Source organism: Bradyrhizobium sp. (assembly GCF_049519115.1).
Taxonomy (GTDB): domain Bacteria; phylum Pseudomonadota; class Alphaproteobacteria; order Rhizobiales; family Xanthobacteraceae; genus Bradyrhizobium.
On sequence record NZ_JBEKRB010000067.1, the window covers coordinates 1 to 22,921 of the forward strand.

Annotated in this window: 18 protein-coding genes; 16 read left to right on the forward strand and 2 right to left on the reverse strand. The window is 61.2% G+C overall.

Annotation, left to right across the window (positions count from 1 at the left end; all coding sequences use genetic code 11):
- Positions 1-2: 2 nt before the first annotated feature.
- The 15 genes from cyoD (at position 3) to ABSE61_RS31475 (ending at position 15,123) form a co-directional block, all read left to right on the forward strand.
- Entirely contained in the window at positions 3-347 is a 345-nt protein-coding gene (gene cyoD / locus ABSE61_RS31405) for a cytochrome o ubiquinol oxidase subunit IV (RefSeq protein WP_423875057.1), read from the forward strand.
- Between the two features lie 38 nt (positions 348-385).
- Positions 386-718: a succinate dehydrogenase assembly factor 2 gene (locus tag ABSE61_RS31410; RefSeq protein WP_423875058.1), complete on the forward strand. Its 333-nt coding sequence runs from the start codon at positions 386-388 to the stop codon at positions 716-718.
- A 20-nt stretch (positions 719-738) separates the two neighbouring features.
- Positions 739-1,131, forward strand: a complete 393-nt coding sequence (gene sdhC, locus ABSE61_RS31415; RefSeq protein WP_423875059.1) for a succinate dehydrogenase, cytochrome b556 subunit — start codon at positions 739-741, stop codon at positions 1,129-1,131.
- 9 nt (positions 1,132-1,140) lie between these two features.
- The gene (sdhD, locus tag ABSE61_RS31420) at positions 1,141-1,557 is read left to right on the forward strand and encodes a succinate dehydrogenase, hydrophobic membrane anchor protein (RefSeq protein ID WP_423875060.1); all 417 of its coding nucleotides are present in this window, start codon (positions 1,141-1,143) and stop codon (positions 1,555-1,557) included.
- A 10-nt stretch (positions 1,558-1,567) separates the two neighbouring features.
- Complete coding sequence (sdhA, locus tag ABSE61_RS31425; protein WP_423875061.1) at positions 1,568-3,361, forward strand: succinate dehydrogenase flavoprotein subunit; 1,794 nt, start codon at positions 1,568-1,570, stop codon at positions 3,359-3,361.
- Positions 3,362-3,405: 44 nt separating this feature from the next.
- Positions 3,406-4,185 carry a succinate dehydrogenase iron-sulfur subunit gene (locus ABSE61_RS31430; RefSeq protein WP_423875062.1) on the forward strand — a complete coding sequence of 260 codons (780 nt, stop codon included), beginning with the start codon at positions 3,406-3,408 and terminating at the stop codon, positions 4,183-4,185.
- 62 nt (positions 4,186-4,247) lie between these two features.
- Positions 4,248-5,894 (forward strand): NAD-dependent malic enzyme, encoded by a 1,647-nt coding sequence (locus tag ABSE61_RS31435; protein ID WP_423875063.1) that lies wholly within the window; start codon positions 4,248-4,250, stop codon positions 5,892-5,894.
- A 5-nt stretch (positions 5,895-5,899) separates the two neighbouring features.
- Entirely contained in the window at positions 5,900-7,309 is a 1,410-nt protein-coding gene (locus ABSE61_RS31440) for an NAD(P)/FAD-dependent oxidoreductase (RefSeq protein WP_423875064.1), read from the forward strand.
- Positions 7,310-7,321: 12 nt separating this feature from the next.
- Positions 7,322-8,116, forward strand: coding sequence for a YoaK family protein (locus ABSE61_RS31445; protein ID WP_423875065.1), 795 nt, complete (start codon positions 7,322-7,324; stop codon positions 8,114-8,116).
- 23 nt (positions 8,117-8,139) lie between these two features.
- On the forward strand, positions 8,140-9,543 hold the full coding sequence (fumC, locus tag ABSE61_RS31450) for a class II fumarate hydratase (protein WP_423875066.1): 1,404 nt from the start codon (positions 8,140-8,142) through the stop codon (positions 9,541-9,543).
- A 72-nt stretch (positions 9,544-9,615) separates the two neighbouring features.
- On the forward strand, positions 9,616-11,673 hold the full coding sequence (locus ABSE61_RS31455) for an FUSC family protein (protein ID WP_423875067.1): 2,058 nt from the start codon (positions 9,616-9,618) through the stop codon (positions 11,671-11,673).
- Positions 11,670-11,873 (forward strand): hypothetical protein, encoded by a 204-nt coding sequence (locus ABSE61_RS31460; protein WP_423875068.1) that lies wholly within the window; start codon positions 11,670-11,672, stop codon positions 11,871-11,873. The genes ABSE61_RS31455 and ABSE61_RS31460 overlap by 4 nt, the downstream gene beginning before the upstream one ends.
- Entirely contained in the window at positions 11,870-13,939 is a 2,070-nt protein-coding gene (locus ABSE61_RS31465; RefSeq protein ID WP_423875069.1) for an FUSC family protein, read from the forward strand. The genes ABSE61_RS31460 and ABSE61_RS31465 overlap by 4 nt, the downstream gene beginning before the upstream one ends.
- Positions 13,936-14,139, forward strand: a complete 204-nt coding sequence (locus ABSE61_RS31470; RefSeq protein ID WP_423875070.1) for a DUF1656 domain-containing protein — start codon at positions 13,936-13,938, stop codon at positions 14,137-14,139. Before ABSE61_RS31465 ends, ABSE61_RS31470 begins: the two co-directional genes overlap by 4 nt.
- A 9-nt stretch (positions 14,140-14,148) precedes the next feature.
- Positions 14,149-15,123 (forward strand): efflux RND transporter periplasmic adaptor subunit, encoded by a 975-nt coding sequence (locus ABSE61_RS31475; protein ID WP_423875071.1) that lies wholly within the window; start codon positions 14,149-14,151, stop codon positions 15,121-15,123.
- Between the two features lie 233 nt (positions 15,124-15,356).
- Here the strand turns inward: ABSE61_RS31475 and ABSE61_RS31480 are convergent, their stop codons facing one another.
- Positions 15,357-20,831: a trifunctional serine/threonine-protein kinase/ATP-binding protein/sensor histidine kinase gene (locus tag ABSE61_RS31480; protein ID WP_423875072.1), complete on the reverse strand. Its 5,475-nt coding sequence runs from the start codon at positions 20,829-20,831 to the stop codon at positions 15,357-15,359.
- Positions 20,832-21,179: 348 nt separating this feature from the next.
- Between ABSE61_RS31480 and ABSE61_RS31485 the strand changes: the two genes are divergently transcribed.
- Positions 21,180-22,409: an ABC transporter substrate-binding protein gene (locus tag ABSE61_RS31485; protein ID WP_423875073.1), complete on the forward strand. Its 1,230-nt coding sequence runs from the start codon at positions 21,180-21,182 to the stop codon at positions 22,407-22,409.
- Between the two features lie 233 nt (positions 22,410-22,642).
- Here the strand turns inward: ABSE61_RS31485 and ABSE61_RS31490 are convergent.
- Positions 22,643-22,921 (reverse strand): LysR substrate-binding domain-containing protein (locus ABSE61_RS31490; RefSeq protein WP_423875074.1); only part of this gene is annotated, 279 nt, incomplete at its 5' end.

The following is a 22,921-nucleotide window of genomic DNA, read 5'->3' on the forward strand; positions in this document are numbered from 1 at the left end:
AAATGCAGACATGGGCTCCCTCGGAGGCTCTGATCTACACCATCGGCCTACTGGTGGCGCTCATTCTCACGGCGACGTCCTTCTGGGTTGCGAACACGTCGCTGCTCTGGCAGGGCGGCGTTGGCCTGGGCCTTGCGGTTCTCGCCATTGCCCAGATGGGCGTTCACCTGGTGTTTTTCTTGCACCTGACCACGGGGCCGGACAGCACCAACAACATCCTTGCGCTCGCGTTTGGGCTGCTCATCGTACTCGTGGTGGTCGCTGGCTCCTTATGGATCGTGACCGACCTGAACCAGAACATGCTGATGCCGTCGGCCGAGCCGATGAACCTGCCGATGCAGCGTTGAAGCCATGAGCGATCATTGCGGAAATGGAGATAGCGACCATGGCACATGTCAATCACCGGGGGCTCGGGCGAGAGCACGACCATGCGGACGTCCGCTGCCGCCGGCTGCTGTTTCGCAGTTGGAATCGTGGCACTCAGGAGAGCGATCTCATCCTCGGTTCGTTTGCAGAGACGTCGCTTGCGAAGTTCGACGGCGTTCAGCTTGACCGCCTCGAAGCCCTGCTCGATTGCTCCGACCCGGATCTGTTCGACTGGATCTTCGGCGTCACTCCGCCACCGGCGCAACACGACCATGATGTGATGCGCCTTCTGCGCGATTTCTGTATCGCCCGGCAGACCATACCGCAGGCACGGCAACCATCACGAAGCTGACAACGCAGGAGCAACACATCATGGCGCGCCCCCCGAACCGTCCTCTATCGCCCTTCATGTTTCCGGTCTGGTATCGTTTCCAGATTACCTCGGCGCTATCGATCCTTCACCGGCTGACCGGTATTGGCCTCGCCGTCGGCTCCATCCTGCTCGCCTGGTGGCTCATTTCCGTCGCGGCGGGCGGCGAATGGTTTGAGGCGACGCATGCTTTCCTCGTCTCCCCGATCGGCGTGCTGCTGCTGTTCCTGTGGTCGGTCGCCTTCTTCTATCACCTGTGCAACGGCGTCCGTCATCTCGCATGGGACGCAGGCTATGGGTTCGAGCTGCGTAGCGCCTATCGCAGCGGATACGCCGTTCTTGCCGTGACGGCGCTGCTGACCGGGCTCACCTGGCTCTACGTGTTTCTCGCATAGGAGGCTGTTATGCCAAAGTCCCCGATCTCAGCAAACACGACCGCGTTGCGCGATGAAACCATGCTCCGTCACGTTCGACAGCTCGGCAGCGCTCGCGATGGCTTGAGTGAATGGCGGTTGCAGCGCATGACCGCCGTCGCGCTGATCCCGCTCGGTCTCTACTTCGCCGCCTCGGTGCTCTGGCTTGCCAAGTCTGACCATCTCACCGCGGCTACGTGGCTCGCCTCCCCGGTCACCGCGCTGCTCGTGATGCTGTTCGTACTTGCCGGGATTGCGCACGCGCTGGTCGGCCTGCGGTCCGTTCTTCTCGACTATGTGCATACGCGCGCCCGGCTGGTCGCGGCCGGCCTCATCATCCGCGCAGCCGTCGTGATTCTCGCCGGCGCGAGCGTCCTCGCCATCCTCAAACTGTTTCTCGGTCACTAGGAGCCCTCACATGCCCAAGGCTTACGAGATCATCGACCATTCCTTCGACGTCATCGTGCTTGGTGCCGGGGGAGCCGGACTTCGGGCCACTCTCGGCATGGTCGCGGCCGGGCTGAATACAGCTTGCATTACCAAGGTGTTTCCTACCCGCAGCCACACGGTCGCGGCGCAAGGAGGAATCAGCGCGGCGCTCGGCAATGTCGAGAAGGACGATTGGCGCTGGCATATGTTCGACACCGTCCGGGGCTCCGATTGGCTCGGCGACCAGGACGCGATCGCCTATATGTGTCGCGAGGCGATCAATGCGGTGGTCGAGCTTGAGCATCTTGGCGTCCCATTCAGCCGCACCGAGGAAGGCAAGATCTACCAGCGGCGGTTCGGCGGTCATACGACGGATTACGCGAAGGGCGACATGGCTTATCGGGCCTGCGCAGCGGCTGACCGTACCGGTCATGCCATCCTGCACACGCTGTACCAGCAGTGCCTGAAGCACAAGGCGCGCTTCTTCATCGAATACTTCGCTATCGATCTGTTGATGGACGACGACGGTGCCTGCCGCGGTCTGCTCGCCTGGTGTCTTGAGGATGGATCGATCCATCGCTTCAGCGCCAACATGGTCGTGATCGCGACCGGCGGGTGCGGGCGTGTCTACCAATCCTGCACCTCGGCTCACACCTGCACCGGGGACGGCAACGCCATGGCGCTGCGCGCGGGGCTGCCGCTGCAAGACATGGAGTTCATCCAGTTCCATCCCACGGGCGTCTATGGCGCCGGCGTGTTGATCACGGAGGGTGCTCGCGGTGAAGGAGGTTATCTGACCAACAGCGAGGGCGAGCGATTCATGCCGAGATACGCGCCGCATGAAAAGGACTTGTCGTCGCGCGACGTGGTCAGCCGCGCCGAGGCTATCGAGATCCGCGAGGGCCGCGGGGTCGGCGAAAAGAAGGATCACATCCATCTTCATCTCGAACACTTGCCCGCAGAGGTCCTGGACGAGCGTCTTCCCGGCATCGTTCAGTCGGCCCGCACGTTTGCCGGGGTCGACGCGCACAAGGAGCCTATCCCGGTCATTCCAACCGTGCACTACGTCATGGGTGGCATTCCGACGAATATCAAGGCCGAGGTCGTGTATCCGAACAAGGGTGACACGGAAACGGTCGTACCCGGCCTGATGGCGATCGGCGAAGCGGCCTGCGTCTCGGTGCATGGTGCCAACCGGCTCGGCACCAACAGTCTTCTCGATCTCATCGTGTTCGGGCGCGCCGCGGCGCAGCGCGCAGCCGAGATCATCAAGCCAGGATCACCCATCCGCCAGGCCAATGGCCAGTCCCAGGAGCGCGCTTTGCAGCGCTTTGACAAGCTCCGCAACAGCAAGGGCGGCAGCAAGCCCGGCGAAGTCCGCCCCCGGATGCAGGACGTGATGCAAGAGGGCTTCAGCGTGTTCCGGCGTGAAGACACCCTGAAGGACGGCCTCGATAAACTCAATGCGCTTCGCGAGCCGCTCAATAACGTAACCGTCGACAACAACTCGATGCTGTGGAACGTCGGACTGCTTTCGGCCCTGGAACTCGCCAATCTCGCGGAGCAGGCCGTTGTGATCGCGCATTCGGCTTGCGCCCGCACTGAATCCAGAGGTGCCCACGCGCGCGAGGACTATCAACAACGTGACGACAGGAACTGGCTAAAGCACACCGTCGCCTGGAAGGACGAGAACTGGAACGTCACTTTCGCGCACCGTCCGGTTCGTCTCGATACCCTTTCCAACGACGTGCGGAGCTTCCCGCCCGCCGAGCGCACGCATTAACACCACAGCCACAAACTCCATGCACATCGAAGAAGGATAAAACGATGTCCGAATTCACGCTTCCCGCCAATTCGAAAGTCAAACCAGGCAAACACTGGCCGGTGCCGCAGCATGCGCAGCACGTCAAAAGCTTCCGTGTCTATCGCTGGAATCCTGATGACCGTGAGAATCCGACGATCGATACGTTCGAGATCGATCGCGACCACTGCGGGCCGATGGTGCTCGATGCCTTGATCAAGATAAACGACGAGATCGACCCGTCCCTGGCGTTCAGACGATCATGCCGCGAAGGGGTCTGCGGCTCGTGCGCCATGAACATCGATGGAACAAATACGCTGGCCTGTCTCACGCCCATGGACAGCCTCAAGAAGGGAATCAGTCGTATCACCCCGCTGCCTCATATGCCGGTGCTTAAGGACCTCATCCCCGATCTCAGCGGGCTGTACGCTCAGTACGAGTTGATCGAGCCGTGGCTGCAGTCTGACCAGCCCCCGCCCGACCGCGAACGCCGGCAATCTCCGGAGGATCGCGCCAAGCTCGACGGGATGTGGGAATGCATTCTCTGCTTCTGCTGCTCGACCTCCTGCCCGAGCTATTGGTGGAATCAAGACAAGTATCTCGGCCCATCGATCCTGCTGCAGTCCTATCGCTGGCTTGCCGATACCCGCGACCAGCACACCGGCGAGCGCCTGGATCGCCTCGAAGACCCGTTCCGCCTCTATCGCTGCCATACCATCATGAACTGCACCAAGACCTGTCCGAAAGGTCTCAATCCAGCAAAGGCGATCGGCCACACCAAGGAGATGATGGCAGAGCGCGGCTGAGTTCATCTCTGCCCGTCGTTGCACAGGACGGAATCCCTTCAATACAGCAAGGAACAGCAAACATGCTTAGGAAACTATCTGAACCGACAACTGAGCATCCCACCGGATACGATTTGTTGCGCAATCCGCGCTTCAACAAGGGTACCGCGTTCACCGAGGCCGAGCGCCGCACCTGGCGCCTTGAGGGGTTGCTACCGCCCGCTATGCTTCCCATTGAGCTGCAGGTGGCACGCCGGCACGACGAGATCGCCAGACTTGACGACGACCTGCAGAAATACCTCGTCCTCTCCGATCTGCAGGCGCGCAACGAGACGCTCTATTACGCCGTCCTGATGTCGGATCCGGCCACTTACATGCCGATCGTGTATACGCCGACGGTCGGCGAAGCCTGCCAGAAATTCGGCCATATCTTCCGGGAGCCGCGCGGCATCTATCTGCCGATCAGCGCGCGTGGCCGCCTTAAGGAGCGGCTTGGCAATTGGCCGGAAAAGGATGTGCGCTTCATTGTCGTCACTGACGGCGAGCGCATCCTCGGTCTCGGCGATCTCGGCGCGGGTGGGATGGGAATCCCCCTTGGCAAGCTCGCGCTCTATACCGCTTGTGCCGGCGTGCCGCCGCAATATTGTCTGCCGATCGTCCTCGATGTCGGCACCAACAATCAGGCGCTGCTCGACGACAACTTGTATCTCGGCCTGCGCCATGAACGCGTGCGCGGCGCGGACTATCTCGCCTTTGTGGATGAGTTCGTTGAGGCCGTACAGCAGCTCTACCCGAAATGCTGCATCCAATGGGAGGATTTTGCGAATTTCAACGCCGTCCCCATCCTGGCACGGTATCGCGAGGAGATATGCACCTACAATGACGACGTGCAGGGTACAGCCGGCATCGCGTTGGCTGGCATCTTCGCCGCGCTGCGTCTGACCAAACAGAAGCTCGCCGACCAGCGTTTCCTTTTCCTCGGCGCGGGCTCGGCTGCGACCGGCATCGCGGAGCTGATCAGCCTCGCGATGGCACGCGAGGGCATCGATTTGGCGGCCGCGCGAAGCCGCAATGCGCTGTTCGACATCAACGGCCTGGTGGTGACCTCGCGGACCGACATCGCCGATTTTCAAAAACCCTTTGCAAAGGACCTGACGCCAGTCTCCACCTTCGTCGAGACGATCCGGGCGCTGCGTCCGACTGGCATCATCGGCGTCAGTACAGTGCCAAAGTTGTTCAGCCAGGAAGTGATCAAGGCAATGTCGGAGATTAACGAGCGGCCGATCATCTTTCCCTATTCGAACCCGACATCTCGTTCGGAATGTACGGCCGAAGAGGCCTATCGCTGGTCCGATGGCCGCGCTGTTTTCGCCAGCGGCAGTCCGTTCCCGCCCGTGGAGATTGCCGGCCGGCGCTTCGTGCCAGGTCAGGGCAACAACGTCTACATCTTCCCGGCCATGGGCATGGCGGTATTTGCCACCGAGGCCACCCACGTGACCGAGGAGATGTTCATCGTCGCCGCGGAAGCGGTGGCCGAGCAGGTCACCGAAGAGAACCTCGCGGTCGGGCTGATCTACCCGCCGCAGAGCAGCATTCTCGACGTGTCGCTCCACGTCGCCGAACGCATCGCGAACTACATTTTCGATCAGGGTCTCGCGCGGGTGTCGCGACCCGCCGATGTCGGCTCGCTGATCCGCTCCTGCGTCTACCGGCCGGTCTACACAGGATAATGCGAATGAGCGATGTGATGGAGCGGCAAGCCGACCACGTCGCGGGCGCTGCGGATCTCCAACCGGAGGCCCTCGTGCCAAGCGCGGATGCGGCCCCAGACAACAAAAAGCTGCATCGCATCGTCGTGGTCGGCGGCGGCGCCGCGGGCCTGGAGCTCGTCACCCAGCTCGGCGACCGCCTGGGGCGACGCGGACGGGCGTCGGTCACGTTGGTCGAACCTGCCCGAACCCATCTTTGGAAACCGCTGCTGCACGCGGTGGCGGCGGGCAGCCTCGACGCCGGCGAATACGAGATCAACTACCTTGCGCAAGCGCACTGGCATGGGTTTCGTTATCGCTTCGGCGAGATGATCGGACTGGATCGCACCAAAAAGGAGGTGCATCTCGCCGCAAGCTTCGATGACGAGGGACGTCAGATCACGCCGGTGCGTTCGGTCGGCTACGACACGCTGGTGATCGCGATCGGCAGCGTCACCAACGATTTCGGGACGCCCGGCGTCGGCAAGTACGCGGTGCCGCTGGAAACGCCGGCCCAGGCGGAACGCTTCAACCGTCGCTTGGTCAATGCCTGCCTTCGCGCGCAGACGCAGTCCGAACCGGTGCGGCCAGGACAGCTTCATGTCGCAATCGTCGGCGCCGGTGCGACCGGAACGGAATTGGCCGCCGAACTCCATGGCACCATCCGCGAAGTCATTGGCTATGGCCTGGACCGTATCGAACCTGAGCGGGATGTTCGCATCGTCCTCATCGAGGGTGCGCCGCGCGTCCTGCCCGGGCTGCCGGAACGCATCTCGGAAGCAACTCACCGACTGCTTGAGGAGATCGGCGTCGAGGTTCGCACCGGAGCGCGGGTGACGAAAGTATCGGCCGATGGATTGAAACTCGCCGACGGCTCCTGCATCGCATCCGAGCTTGTCGTCTGGGCAGCAGGCGTCAAGGCACCGGAGGTGTTGGCGCAGCTCGACGGGCTCGAAACCAATCGGATCAACCAGCTTGTCGTCGAAGCGACACTGCAGACGACGCGCGACCCTGACATTTTCGCGATCGGCGATTGCGCCGCATGTCCTCGCGTAGGCACGCCGGCAACCGTGCCGCCACGGGCGCAGGCGGCGCATCAGGAAGCTGCCCGCATGGTCCGCCAGATCCAAAGGCTGCTGCGCGGCACGCCGCTGAAGCCATACAGCTATCGCGACTTCGGCTCACATGTCTCGCTCGGCAAATGGAGCACGGTCGGCAATCTGATGGGTTTTCTGTTCGGCCGCAGCATCTTCGTCGAAGGCCTGTTTGCCAGGATCATGTATCGCTCGCTCCGCTTGATGCACGAGCAAGCGCTGGGCGGTACGAGGCGCGCCCTGCTCGCGCTCGTCGCCCGCGCTCTGGCGCGCCGAATTGACCCGCCAGTGAAGCTGCATTGAACGGCCTGACAGATGCGAAAGTTCGGATTTTCCCGGCAAGCAGGATCACTTAACAGCTGTACCGTGCCGAAATGTTTGACACAGGGCGAACTGGTTCTGCCATCGCGCGAGGGCTCTTTTGCCAGGAAGCGGCTACCCTTTGTTCTGAGCATCGTCGCCGGCAGCGTGGACGTTATCGGCTTCCTCACACTGGACGGTCTCTTCACGGCGCACATCACCGGCAACATTGTTATTCTTGCGGCCAGATTTGTCGCCGGCGGCCAAGCACCACTATCACAGCTTCTCGCCGTGCCCGTCTTCATGCTCGTGCTTGGACTGACCCGGTTATTGGCAGCTTGGCTGGAGCGCGTTCGGATCCCCTTACTGCCCACTCTGCTGTTTCTCGAATTGGCTTTGCTCGCCGGTTTTCTCGCCGTAGGGCTTGCCACCAGCCAATCTAATGATCCAAACGCCGCCAGCATGGTTTGCGCCGGCTTGCTGGGCGTTGCGGCCATGGCGGTGCAGAACGCGCTGGGGCGGACTTCTCTGACCGGCGCACCGTCAACAGCGGTGATGACAACAAACATCACCGTCTTCGCCATGGACATCGGTGAGATATTGCTCGCGCCAGACGCCAACCGCGTGGCAAGAGCACGTGAGCGCGCCCGAGACACTGGGGTGGCGATCGCCGGATTCGTCGTCGGCTGCACCCTCGGCGCGGCAGAAGAACATTTCTTCGGCCTGCATTCCCTTGCGATACCGATCAGCTTCGCGTCCATCGCACTTGTGCTGGGCTTCACTGCCACTGCGCCACGATTCAGGAGATGAACATGAATGCAAGAGGAGAGTTTATGACCAGCGTTCGTATCGAGTCTGACAGCATGGGCAACGTCGACGTTCCCGCCAACAAGCTTTGGGGCTCACAGACCCAGCGGTCGCTCGAGCACTTCAGCATCGGGCACGATCTGATTCCGAGAGAGATGATCACCGCCTATGCGGTGCTAAAGCGATCAGCGGCGGCCGCAAACCACTCCGAAAGCCGGCTCAGCAGCGAGGCTTACGAGCTGATCACGCGCGTCTGCGACGAAATCCTTGCCGGCAAGCATCACGATATGTTTCCGCTTCACGTCTGGATGACCGGCAGCGGCACCCAGTTCAACATGAACGTCAACGAGGTTGTCTCGAACCGCTGCTGCCAGCTCGCGGGCACGCCGCTCGGCAGCAAGCGCCCGATTCATCCGAACGACCATGTCAACATGTCGCAATCCTCGAACGACAGCTTCCCTTCCGCCATGAATATCGCGGCCGCTGTCCAGACCAGGAGCCACCTCATTCCGGCGGTAACCTCACTACGCGATGTCATCGCGGCCAAGGCGGTGGAGTGGAAGGACATCGTGAAAATCGGCAGGACGCATATGCAGGATGCGACGCCGCTCACGCTTGGCCAGGAATGGTCGGGTTATGCGATCATGCTGAGCGATAACCTCGAGCGGATCGAGGATGCGCTCAAGGGCGTTTATCTGCTAGCGCTCGGCGGCACGGCGGTCGGGACCGGAATCAATGCCGCTCCGGGTTTTGCAGGTACCGTTGCGGCCGAGATCGCAAATTTCACTGGGGTCCCCTTTATCACAGGGCCCAACAAATTCGCCCTCCAGGGTGCGCATGACGCACTGGTCCAACTCTCGGGGACACTGCGCACGCTCGCGGTATCGCTCTACAAGATCGCCAACGACATCCGCCTCCTTGCGTGCGGTCCGCGTGCGGGCTTTGCCGAACTTCTGATCCCCGAGAACGAGCCTGGCTCTTCGATCATGCCAGGCAAGGTCAATCCAACGCAGGCCGAGGCACTAACCATGATCGCGGTGCAGGTCATGGCGAACGATGTAGCCGTGGGATTTGGAGGAGCCGGAGGCTATCTCGAAATGAACGTGTACAAGCCGCTGATGATCGCCAACATCACGCAATCGATCACGCTTCTTAGCGACGGCTGTACAAATTTTCGCAGGTTCCTGATCGAAGGCACGCAGCCTAACCGAAAAAAAATCGCCGAGTATGTGAGCCGATCACTGATGCTGGTCACAGCACTTGCACCCGTGATCGGCTACGACAAGGCTTCCGAGATAGCACACCATGCGAGCGAACGTGATCTCACGTTGAGAGAGGCCGCGCTCGAGCTCGGGTTCGTCGATGAGGGGACGTTCGACAGCGTGGTAGATCCGGCGAAGATGGTGAAGCCCTATGTCGCCGCGACCTGAGAGGATGAACTCCTTGCTGTTTTGCAGCAGTCGCCACGGGCAGCTGACTGCTGCGGATGTACAGGACCGAGAATGGCGGATGGAATTAGCCAAGGTGCGCTACCAGTAGCCGACAGTGCAGCTGCCGGTTGGGGAGCCGCTCTGTTAAATGCAGCGCGAGCCGCCGGCCCGCCGCTGCTGTTTGGCTTACGGCTTTGGGCTGCCGTCTGTCTCGCACTCTACATCGCATTCTGGCTGCAACTCGACAGCCCGTCCTGGGCTGGCACCACGGCAGCAATCGTGTGTCAGCCGAGTCTTGGCGCCTCGTTGCGCAAGGGGTGGTTCCGCATGATTGGCACCCCCATCGGCGGTGTCGCCATCGTCGTACTGACAGCCTGTTTCCCTCAAGACCGCACGGTGTTCCTGATCACCCTGGCACTTTGGGGGGCAGCCTGCGCGTTCGCCTCCACGTTGCTGCAAAATTACACGGCGTATGCAGCCGCCTTGTCCGGGTATACGGCCGTGATCATTGCCAGCGATCAGCTGGGCGCCACCGGCGGCTTGAACGGAGAGGCCTTCACGCTTGCCATCACGCGCGTCACCGAGATCGGCATCGGCATCGTCTCAGCCGGCATTGTTCTCGCCGGGACCGATCTCGGCGACGCCCGCCGTCAACTGGCCGCGCTGTTCGCAGGCCTTGCCGCCGGAATCATGGCCAGGTTCACTGGAGCGTTGCAGGCAGCCGGGTCCGACCAGCCCGATACGCAGTCCATTCGGCGCGACTTCATCCGCCGTGTCATTGCCCTCGATCCCATCATCGATCAGGCGATCGGCGAATCCTCGCAGATTCGCTATCACTCGCCGGTGCTGCAGAAATCGGTGGACGGTTTGTTTGCCGCTTTATCAGGCTGGCGTGCGATCGCCAATCATCTTGTCCGGCTGCCCGATGACCAGGCTAGGGCAGAGGCGGCTACCGTTCTTCAAAGCCTTTCGCCAAGGCTGATATCCCTGCCAGACCAGCCAGCACCGGCGGCCTGGACGGCGGACCCGATTGGTTTGCACAAAATCTGCGAGGCGGGGGTCCACAGGCTGATCGCCTTGGAGGCCGAGACGCCATCGCAACGCCTGCTCGCCGATAAGGCAGCCGAAGGCTTGGCGGGCATGGCGTGCGCACTCAATGGTCTGGCCTTGCTTGCCGCCGAGCCCGCTCGACCTGTCCTGCGTGGCGGCGTCTTTCGCCTGCACGTAACAGATTGGCTGCCCGCCGTGGTCAGTGCCGGGCGAACCTTCGTTACGATCCTTGCCGTCGCCTGGTTCTGGATCGTGACCGCATGGCCGAGCGGCGCCGAGGCCATCACCTGGGCCGCTATTCCCACCATCCTGTTCGCGCCGCGAGCCGATCAGGCCTACGCCAGTGCCAGAGGCTTCGTGGCAGGTGCCTTCATCGCTGCCGTGGCTGCAGCAGTCGTAGCCTTTGCGGTGCTGCCGAACCTGGATACGTTTGCCGCCTTCAGTTTCGCTATTGGCCTTTGGCTCATTCCCGCTGGTGCCGTAGCTCATCAGTGGCGGAAGGTCGCGTTCGTTTATATGGCGGCGTATTTCATGCCGGTGCTCGCTCCTGTGAACCAGATGAGTTACGATACCGCTGCGTTTTATAACACGGCGACGGCGATCATCAGCGGTGCCGGCGCCGCCGCGCTCGCGTTTTGCCTGATACCACCGCTGTCACCAGCGTTCCGGACGCATCGGTTGCTGGCGCTGACTTTGCGCGACCTGCGTCGTCTCGCGATGGAACGGACGTTCACGGATTGGGCGGGTCATATCCATGGCCGGCTCTCCGCAATGCCGGAGCAAGCGACACCACTGCAGCGCGCCCAGCTGTTGGCGGTGCTATCGCTGGGGACCGAAATTATCCGACTACGTCCTATCGCTCGCCGGTTTGGCTTCGGTCCCGACCTCGAAGACGCGCTGGCCGCCGTAGCGGAGGGCAGAAGCGTCATCGCCATTGCGCGCCTGAAGTGCCTCGATGAGGCGCTCGACGGTCTTGGGACGACCGAGACTGCGGCTTTGAGCGGACGTGGAAGCATTCTCGTCGTCTCGGAGGTGCTGACCAAACATCCTGAATACTTCGACATTGGAGTGAAGGCATGAAATTCGTCGAGGTCGATCTGTTCGGCGTCTATGTCGTCCCGATATCGCTGATGATGGTCGTTGCATGGGTGGCGGTGGCCCGGGGGCGACGTGCGAGACGGCAATCGGCCTTAGGTCCCTGGCTTTGCCTGCAAAAGCTCGCCCTGCTCGCGGTTGCGATGGAGATAATTGCTAATCTCGAGGGAGGCCAGGACTCATGAGCCGGGCTGGACTTTGGACCACGGATCCGCCTCGGGCCTACCAATCGGTGACGGCCACGTTGCGCTCCGCGACTCCGACGCTGCTCTTCGGCTTGCGCCTCTGGGCCGCGGTCTGTCTCGCGCTCTATATCGCGTTCTGGCTTCAGCTTGACAACGCCTCCTGGGCGGGCACGTCTGCGGCGATCGTCTGTCAAACCAGCCTCGGCGCCTCGTTGCGCAAAGGCTGGTTCCGCATGGTCGGGACGGGTGTGGGTGCCACCGCGATCGTGGTGCTGACCGCGTGCTTTCCGCAAGACCGTATTGGCTTTCTCCTCGGCCTCGCGGTCTGGGGCGGGGCGTGCGGCATCATGGTGACGTTGCTGCGCAACTTCGCGGCCTACTCGGCAGCACTCGCCGGCTACACCGCGGCGATCATCGCGAGCGACGAACTCGGCGCGACCGGAGGCGCGAGCGGCGACGTGTTCATGCTCGCCATCACTCGCGCCAGCGAAATCTGCATCGGCATCGTCTGCGCGGGCGTCGTTCTTGCCGGGACCGACTTCGGTGGCGCGCGGCGACGGCTGGCTGTCCAGTTCGCCGAGCTTTCGGCCGAAATCACCGGAAGGCTGGCCGGCACGTTTGCGCTTGCCGGACCGGAGCTGTCGGAGACGCGCACGGTTCGTCGCGACCTCGTCCGGCGTGTCGTTGCGCTCGATCCCGTCATCGACCAAGCGCTTGGGGAGAGCTCTGACCTGCGCCTTCACTCGCCGATATTGCTGACGGCAGTGGGTGGCCTGATCGCGGCTCTGTCCGGTTGGCGCATGGTTGCCGTTCACCTCGAGCGGTTGCCGAGTAACCAGAGCCGGCGCGAGGCCGACATTGTACTTGGGAATATTCCACAACAGCTGCGTTCGGTGCTGGCGGAAGGCGAGGCAAAAAGCTGGGCAATCGATCCATCCGGCACTCGTCGAGCATGCGCCGCGGCGGCGCGGGCTTTGACAGCTTTGCCGGACCGCACGCCTTCGCTCCGGTTGCTCGCCGATCAGACAGCCAGGGCCCTTATTGGCATTCGGCGGACATTCGATGGACTGTTGCTGCTCGTCGATCCCGCCCGATGTATTCCTGGATCTGCGTCCGCCCGGCTCTATGTGCCCGACTTGCTTCCTTCTCTCCTGGATGGGGCACGCGTATTCGTTACGATTGGTGCGGTCGAGCTCTTTTGGATCGAGAGCGATTGGCCGAACGGCCCGCAGGCGCTCGTCTTCGCTACGATCGCCGTTATCCTGTTCGCGCAGAGGGCCGATCAAGCTTATGCCACCGTGATGAGCTTTATGGTCGGAGTCGCCCTGTCCGCCGTTTTCGCAGCTATCGTCGAATTTGCGGTACTGCCTGGCGTGGCGACCTTTGCCGGCTTAAGCCTCGCGATTGGCCTTGTCCTGGTGCCGGCCGGCGCGCTGATGGCCCAGCCTTGGCAGACGGTAATGTTCGTCGGCCTGACAGCGAACTTCATCCCGCTGCTCACTCCGGCGAACCAGATGAGCTACGACACTCAGCAATTCTATAACGGGGCGTTGGCAATAATCGCAGGAGTGGGCGTCGCTGCGATCGTATTCCGCTTGCTGCCGCCGCTATCGCCGGCGCTGCGAAGCCGTCGGCTCCTGGCGCTCACGCTCCGGGACCTGCGCCGCCTGATGAGGGAGCCGATCCCGCGGACGGCAAATGAATGGCAACGCCGGATATATAGCCGTCTCTCGGTACTGCCGGAACAGGCCGAGCCGTTACAGCGCGCCCAGCTCGTGGCGGCACTTTCGGTCGGAACCGAGATCATCCGCGTGCGCCGTATCGCGCACCGCTTCGATCAGGATGTCGATCAGGATGTTGAGCTTGACGCGGCGTTTCATCTCGTGGCGAAAGGCGACAGCTCGGCGGCGACCGAGCGGCTTACCCGTCTGGACCAGAGGCTGGCGGCCCTCCCCAATAACAGCCCGGGAGCGCGGGCCAGGCTCCGGGCGCGCAGCCACATTCTTGCGATCTCGGAAGCGCTTGCACAGCACGCCGCCTACTTCGATTCAGAGGTGAAGCTATGAATTTTGCCGAAGTCGATCTGTTCGGCGTCTATGTCGCACCGATCTCGGTGATGATGGTGGCGGCGTGGTTTGTCTTGATCGCGCTGCGCCGGGTGGCGGACCATTTTGGTCTGCTGCGCCACGTCTGGCACCCCGCGCTGTTCATATTCGCGGCCTACATGATTTTACTTTCAGCCACCGTCCTTATTGTCGCACGTTGAGGCACGCTGATGTCGACTGTTGAACTGAGATCAGAGCACGCAAGGCACCGCGATCGAGACGACGTTTCGCGTCGCTCTGCGGGCGAAGGCGTCGATATCAAGTCGCGCATCCGCCTCGCTCCAATATTCATCACGCTGGGTACTGTCGTGGTTGCGGCCTTGCTTGCCTGGGCGACGTGGATGGCTTATATGGCCGCGCCCTGGACCCGGGACGGCACAGTGCGGGCTTATGTCGTGACGATGGCGCCCGAGGTGGCCGGACGAATCGTCAAGCTGCCGGTCGCGGACAACCAGTTCGTGCACAAAGGTGACGTCCTATTCGAAATCGATTCGGCCGACTATCGGATCGCACTGGAGCAAGCACAGGCCCAGGCGCAACGCGATGGCGCCGCGCTCGATTATGCCCGCGCGAACCAGGACCGAAAAGCTAGTCTCGCGAAAGAAGGCTGGACCTCGACAGATATCTATCAGCAAACGACGAGCACCCTGCATCAATCCGAGGGGGTCGTTGCTTTGGACAAGGCCGCTGTCGCCAAGGCGCAGCTCGATCTCAGCCGCACCGTGATTCGCTCGCCGGTGAACGGATATGTAACCAACTTGCTGGCGCAGCTCGGCGACTACGCCACTGTCGGTCAAAAGCTAATCTCCGTCGTCGACGCCGATTCCTTCTGGGTCGACGGCTACTTTGAGGAGACCAGTCTCGGCAGAATCCATGAGGGCGACCAGGCAACCGTCAAGCTGATGGGCTACAGCCAGCTCGTTCGTGGCCATGTCGGCGGCGTCGCTCGCGGCATCAACATCCCGAACGCGCAGCCGGATCAGGCGGGGCTCGCCTCGGTAAATCCGATCTTTACCTGGGTACGCCTTGCGCAGCGCGTTCCGGTGCGCATCCACATCGATCAAGTACCGGACGGTGTGCGCCTCGTAGCTGGCATGACAGCTACTGTGCAGATCGATCCTCAACCAGCAGCGTCGAAGCGCTGACGTGGTGCCCCGATGCCGCGGCACCACCACATGATTTGGCGGGCGGTAGTCGATGTGGAAGTAAAGCCCAATTTTCGAATGACTACCGGATGAGACGCGTTCTGCATGTCTTCGCGCATGCTCTGAAAATATCTGCTTTCCGGAAGGCCGGAATGATCGGCACACGGTCAGAATGACACGAATGACCAGGCGTATGGGCCGGGGCGCCTATTCGACCGCTCACGGAAACAACCTTACGAAGCAGTGATTGCGTTCACCGGCAGGGTGAACTGAAACGTGGCACCGTGGGGTACGTTTGCCGTGGCCCACAACCGGCCATCGTGGGCTTCGATGATCGAACGGCAGATGGAGAGTCCCATACCCATGCCGCTGGATTTGGTAGTGAAGAAGGCGTTGAACAGACGGTCCGCATACTCGGCGGAGATCCCGACGCCGCAATCCGTCACACTTACGAGCACTTGTTGTGTCCCGTCGTGGCGGGATCGGATCACCAGCTCGCGCGGCCGATCCGTGACTGGTTGCATGGCTTCGATGCCATTCATCACCAAGTTGATGATCACCTGTTGCAGTTGGATCCGATCACCCAGAATCATAGGTAGAGGGAGCGCCAACGCCGTTCGCAGCGACACCTCGTGGCTGATCAACTCACGCTGCACCAGCGCGATGACCTCGCTGACGACGTCATTGATGTCGAGCGGCACCTTCTCAATCTCAGTCTTGTTTGCGAGCGCCCGGACGCGCCGTAACACCTCGCTCGCCCGATTACCTTCCTTGATGATCCAATTCACAGCGCGGCGCGCTTCCTCCAGGTCGGGAATCCCGCGGTCGAGCCAGCGCAGGCAGGCTGCCGCGGCATTGACGACGGCAGCTAGAGGCTGGTTCACTTCATGCGAGATCGAGGCGGTAAGCTCGCCCAAGGTTGTTACGCGCACGACATGCGCCAGGTTCGCTTGTGCTTCGCGCAACGCCCCCTCGGCACGCTTACGCTCTGTCAGATCCAGCACGAAGGCGACCCCCTGATTTACGCCTTCTTCAAAAGTCGCAACGCCGATCAGCACTGGCACACGGCTGCCGTCTTTCCGGAAATATTCCTTCTCGAAGGGTGGCAAGCGCCAACTGATCTTCTGCTCTTCTACTAGCCTGGCATCCGCGTCGCGCCATTCCGGGGGCGTTAGATTTCTCCACTTTATACAGCCAGCGACGAGATCCGCACGATCGTATCCGACCATGTGGAGAAACGCGTCGTTAGCCTCGAGGATGCGGCCGTCGAAATCCCAGATGAAGACTCCGATGATGTTGGCGTCGACCAGGCGGCGGATCCTGGCCTCGCGTTCCCCGAGGTCGTTGTACAGGCGGGCGTTCTCCAGCGAGATCGCGGCTTGGGACGCCAGCAGTTCCAGTACGGAGATCCGGGCGGGCGTGAACACGTGCGGTGCCAGGTTGTTCTCGAGATAGAGCACACCGATCAGCTTGGCCTGCTTCACCAGGGGCAGGCAGAGGGCCGACCGGCCGTGCTTCTGAGAGATATACTCATCAGCCGAGAACGGATTCTGCGTCGAGGCATCGTCAAGGATCACGCTTTGCCGCGTCCGGATAACGTAGTGGAGCACGGATTCGGGAAGCTCGGCTGGTGACACGGCCGTCTGGCGCAGCGTGACGTCAACATGGCCGGGGCCGGTCTTCGCTTCCGCCGCGATCTGTGGCTCATCGACCGGGAACAGGATGAGCAGGCCACGCTCGGCGCCGGCATGCTCGACGGCAATCCGCAGCAGCGTCTTGATGAGCTCACCGAGGACGATCTCGCCGGACACCGCCTGCGAAGCCTTGACCACCGTCCCGACATCCAGCTGCTCGATGGGTGTGCCAATGGTGGCGGTAGGAGACGCAGGGGCTGGTGCGTCGCGGAGATGCGGATGAAGCTGTTCGAGTTGCCGTACCTTACCGGACGCACCCCAGCGCACGTAACATTGCCGCGCGTTCCGCAGGCAGGCGTGGGCGATCGTTTCGACGCCGCGCGCCGCGTAGAAGCGCGCGGCCACCTCATGCGCCAGGCCCTCGTTCTGCACGAAACCGTTCTCGCGCGCCGCTTGAATGGCCTGCTCGTACAGACGCATGGCGTCGGTGTCCCGGCCCTCGAGCCGGGCGATCTCGGCCGACACTAGGGCGTGTTTGTCGCCGAACGTCGGTGGATAGCTGTCGGCCCACTCGCGCAGTTGCTCCCGGTGCGCCGTCAGGAGGTCGCGCCACCCGCTCTGCTCGTCGGCAGAAGCCCTCTCGTAGAGCGCCGCCACCGTCAGCGCGGTGTAGTAAAAGTAGTCGAGCAACTGGATCTGGGCGGCTAAGGACCAAAGTAGCGCCTTCGCCTTGTCGGCTGCCGCGAGCGCCTCGGCATGGTCCCCTGACAGGAACTGCGTCTTCAGTTTGACGACCCAGTACCAGCAGATCACCAATGGCATCCGGTCCCCTGTCAGCTGCGCCTCGAATGACAGCTCGTCGAACTGCGCATCGCCGAGGGTGGAGAAGGTCGCGGTCCGGCCCTGCATGGTCGCGATGAAACGTTGCTCGCTTACGATGGCATCCGCCATGTCGCGGGACCCGGCCTTCCTGACGAAGTCCAGGCTCTTTTCGGACTCGCGCCACACCGCGTCGAGCGGATCGTTCCGCAGAAGAAGGCCGGCCACAGATCGGAACATACCGTAGCAAGCGGAGGTCAAATCCCCCGTCTCGGTCGCGGTGCGACAGGCCGCCCGATTGAAATCGATCGCGGTCGCGATCGGCTGCGTCCAGAGGGCAACTAATCCCATCGAAGTGTAGGCCTTCCCCTGGTAGGCGATAAAGCCGTGCTTCTCGACAAGGTCGCAAGCGAGCTGTGCGAAACGGTGGGCATCGCGGTAACGGTGAAACACCGGGCCGAGGATCGTCCCAAGTCGGCCATAGGCATGCGCGGAAGGGCCGCTCGTCCCGTGCTGCATGCTGACCTTCACCATGCGGCACACGAGCAAGCAAAATAAGTGGAAGTCGGTAAAGTAGGCGGGAATGAGCAGAGCCGAGAGCACCTGCATGGCCGCCTGCAGTTCCGGATCGATCATCAGCGGCAGATCGATCAGGCTCTCGACCGGGCGGCCATTGAGGGTCTGCCAGACCTGCTCGTATTCGGTCTGGACCTGCTCCAAGGTCGGGTGTGCCGGCAGGTCAATGCCGAACAGGCGGAGGCACGCGAGCGCGGCGGCCAGAGCCTGCTGGAGTTCCGACTTCATGATATGGAACCGGACCTTCAGGTGGTAGACGACCGCCTGGTCGACTTTCGACGCTCCGCGCTGCAGCAACTCCACAATCAGTTGCTCGGCTTTTTCGAAGTTACCGCCCAAAAGCTCGCACTCCGCTCGTTCGAGCCGCAGGCCGAACATCAACTCGTACTGGCTGTCCCAGTCTCGATCGTCGAGCAGGGCCATGGCTGCCACGAGATAGACGCACGCGGTCGCATAGGCCGCCGACGCCTTGGCCTTTCGCCCGGCACGCAGGTCGATCGTCGCCACCTGCGTTTTTTCTTCCCGGTCGATCAGCCGTACGGCACCCCGATTTAGCTGGTTCGCGATATCGAACAGATGCTCGGCGAGTTCGTCCCCCGTCATGCTCGCCAGCAGCGCACGCCCGATGCGCAGGTGGACGTCGGCGCGGTGCTCGTCGGGAATCAGTGAATAGGCCGCTTGCTGGATCCGGTCATGCAGGAACCGGTAGGCGTTGTTCTCGCGAAAGACGAGCCCGGCATGCACGGCTTCCCAGAGAGCCTCGTGGATTGCCTCTTCCGTTTCCTCGTGAACCAAGACCAGAGTGGCGGTCGGGGCAACATTGCCCAAGCAGGCGAGCTGTTTCAGGGCTTCCTGGGTGGTGGAAGAAAACCGCTGCAGCTTTGCGGCCATAAGATCAACCACGTTATCGGTGTAGTTCTTGGCGCGGATGCGCTCGATGTTCCATTGCCAGGCCCGCGTGACCGGGTCGAGCGCGAGCAGGCGCTCTTCGGCCAGCGCCGTGACGAACTGGATGGCGAAGAATGGATTTCCGCCGGTCTTCTCCTGCACCAGCTGCGCCAGGGCCCTCACACGTTCCGGCTCGCAATGCATCGCATCGGCGATGAGCTGGCCGACATCGTCGAGTTCAAGCGGTGCCAGCAAGATCTCCCGGACCGGCGCTCCGGCTTTGCGGATCGCCTCCACCGTCCGCAGAAGCGGGTGAGAGGGACTGACCTCGTTGGCCCGGTAGGCGCCGACCAGCAGCAGGTGCCGCACTTCCGAATTCGTAACCAGGTGTTCAAGGAGGTCGAGCGTTGCTGCATCCAGCCACTGTAAATCATCGAGGAACAGCGCCAGCGGGTGCTCCCTGCGCGCGAACACCCCGAGGAACCGCCGAAATACCAACTGGAAGCGGTTCTGTGCATCTCGCGGGGGCAGGTCTGGAACGGGCGGTTGTTTCCCGATCACGAGCTCCAGCTCGGGAACGAGGTTGACGATGAGCTGACCGTTCGGGCCGAGCGCCCCGCGCAGCGCATCCCGCCACCGGCCAAGCTCAAGATTGCTCTGGCTCAGCAGCGAGCGGACAAGGCTCTGGAAGGCTTGACCCAAAGTGCTGTACGGGATGTCGCGCTTGTATTGGTCGAACTTACCGGAGGCGAACAGGCCACGCGACGGGACGAGCACCTTGTGCAGCTCATGTACTACCGAGGACTTGCCGATCCCGGAATAGCCGGACACGAGCACGAGTTCGGTGTTGCCTTGGGCCACGATTCTGTCGAAAGCTGCAACCAGCGTCTCAATTTCGCGCTCCCGGCCGTAGAGCTTCTCCGGGATCAGCAACCGGTCAGAAGCGTCGTTTGTGCCCAACTGAAATGGCTCGATGCGGTCGGTCGTCTCCCATTCCGTCAGACTTCGCCGCAGATCGACCTCCACACCCGCCGCGGTTTGATAGCGCCCCTCCGCGGTCTTGGCGAGAAGCTTCATCACAATAGCTGAGAGCGGTACGGGGACGCTCGCGACCCGCTCGTCGGGCGACACCGGTTGGCGCGCGACATGACAGTGCACCCATTCCATCGGATCGGCGGCAGTAAAAGGAAGTTGCCCCGTCAACATCTCGTAGAAGGTGACACCCAGTGCATAGAGATCGCTGCGGGAGTCCACCGAGCGGTTCATTCTGCCGGTCTGTTCCGGCGCCATGTAGGCGAGCGTCCCGGCAATCACCTCCGGCGGCGCGGGGGCCTGGTGCTCGCGCGGCAGACGCGAGGCAATGCCGAACCCCGTCAGCCACGCGCGGCCGCTTGCCGTGTCCACCAAAATATTTTGCGGTTTGATATCCTTGTGGATGAGGCCCCGGTCATGCACGCGGCACAACGCCGCCGCCAGAGGGATCGCAAGGCGCAGGAACTCCGATACGTCCAGTGGCCGGTCAAGCAACCGATCGAGCGGCGTACCGCCGGGATCTTCAAGCACCAGCGTCATGCGGCCGTTGTCGTGCGTCAGTGCGACCGGTCGCGCCGCCCAGTCGGAGTCAAGTTCACCCTTGAGCGCATATTCGTGTTCAAGCCGCGCGATGGAACCGAACGACGATTTCTCCGCGGCAACAAGCAGGATCGGCGTCAAGCCGTCGCCGGAGCCGCGGTGGAGAGCGACATCTCCATCCCGCAGCGGCGAGAATACGTAGCTCGACAGCTCGTTCACGCGGGCCTCCTGCCGGGAGGGCTTCTAGTGCACTGATTAGGTTACGCTTGCACTCGCCCGTCAACCCAAAAACAGACGCCAAAAATGCGAATTATCACGATCGGTGTTATATTATGGCTAGACGATGACAAGAACTGCGCTGGCCTTATGCTCATAAAGCCGAGATGGTTTGTCGCAGACCACCGACGAAGTGATCGATAAATCAACTGACTTCCGTCTGATGGCAATTTGCCGGGTGTACCGGAGGTGATCGGCAAACAGTCAGATGCCGCGATTGCCTCATTTAGAAGTTGTCGGCCGAGCCATGAAAGAAGAGATGCGACACTTAGAAGACCAAGGAGGTCTTTCATGTCGGCTTTCCAATATCGACCGGCAGTGTTGTCCGTCACTATTGTGATACTGGCGACAACCAACACCGGCGCTCTTGCCCAGAAAAAATACGACACTGGCGCGACTGACACCGAAATCAAGATCGGCAATATTATGCCCTATAGCGGACCGTCTTCCGCTTACGGCGTCATCGGCAAAACAGAGGCTGCCTATTTCAAGAAGATCAACGCCGAAGGCGGTATCAATAGCCGCCAGATTAAATTTATCTCATATGATGACGCCAACAGCCCGCCGAAGACCGTTGAACAAGCCCGCAAGCTCATTGAAAGCGACGAGGTTCTATTGATTTTAAATCCTCTCGGTACGGCGTCTAATTCAGCAATTCAAAAATATATGAACGAGAAGAAGGTGCCTCAGCTGTTCGTTTCAACCGGGGCGACAAAGTGGAACAATCCGAAGCAGTTTCCTTGGACAATGGGCTGGCAACCCAATTACCAGAGCGAAGGTCGCATTTATGCAAAGTACATATTGAAGGAAAGGCCGACCGGAAAAATTGGTATCCTTTATCAGAACGACGACTATGGAAAAGATTACGTCAAAGGCATCCGGGACGGTCTAGGCGCTAAGGCGGATTCGATGATCATCGGAGAGAAAAGCTATGAGACCACCAACCCTACCATTGACTCGCAGGTGGTGGCCCTCAAGTCCCAGGGTGCAGATATTTTCATTAGTATTACGTCACCGAAATTCGCAGCGCAGTCCATCAAGAAAGTGGTTGAGCTTGGTTGGAGACCGTTGTTCCTTCTGAACGGTGTCGCTGCATCAACGGGAACCGTGATGAGGCTCGCGGGATTGGAAAACAGCCAAAACATAATATCGGCAACTTACGCGAAAGATCCTACAGACCCGCAGTGGAAAGATGACCCGGGCATCAAAAACTTTGACGCCTTCCTTTCGAAATATTTTCCGGAAGGTAACCCTGAGGACCAATTTGTAATGACTGGCTACAACCTGGCTCAAACGCTAGTTTATGTTCTTAAAAACTGCGGCGACGACCTTACCCGCGCAAATATCATGAAGCAGGCCGCTGGCATTAAGAGTCTGCAGTTGGAAGGGCTTTTGCCCGGCATAACGATCACCACCAGCGCGACTGATTTCGCTCCAATCAAGAACTTTCAGCTCAGGAAATTCAAGGGCGAGCGTTGGGAATTGTTCGGCGATGTCATCAGTAGCGAGGTCGACGAGTAGGGCATGAGGTTACTCCCCTCCGTGCGCGCTTTCCTCGATTTTTCAGCATTCTTAGCCGCGCCGAGAAGCAGGAGGGGCGCTAATCCGCGGGCGCAGTGCTCGTTTCAAAAGGCCGACGTATGATGCGGTAAGCATCATTCGGATATTGCATATTTGATTTGGACCCTGGCCTTCGAAATAGGCAAATACGTCGCGACGACCGACAGCGTTCATTCCTTCGATGTCTGTGTTCATCAGGTCCGGAATTCCAAAGCAAGAAAGTCGATGAGGCTGCGGATTGCCGGGGACAGCCCGCGGCGCGACGGAAAAACGGCGTGCACAATTCCGCTCGGCAGCGTCCAATCCGGGAGGATGATTTCCAGTGCGCCGGACGCGACCTGATCCATCACAACGTAATCTGCAAGCTGCGCGATGCCAATGCCGTCCTCGGCCGCCTGCCGCAAGGCATACATGTCATCGGTGGCGTAACGCGGCTCAAAGGCTACGCTGACGAGGTGGCCCGTCGCATTCTG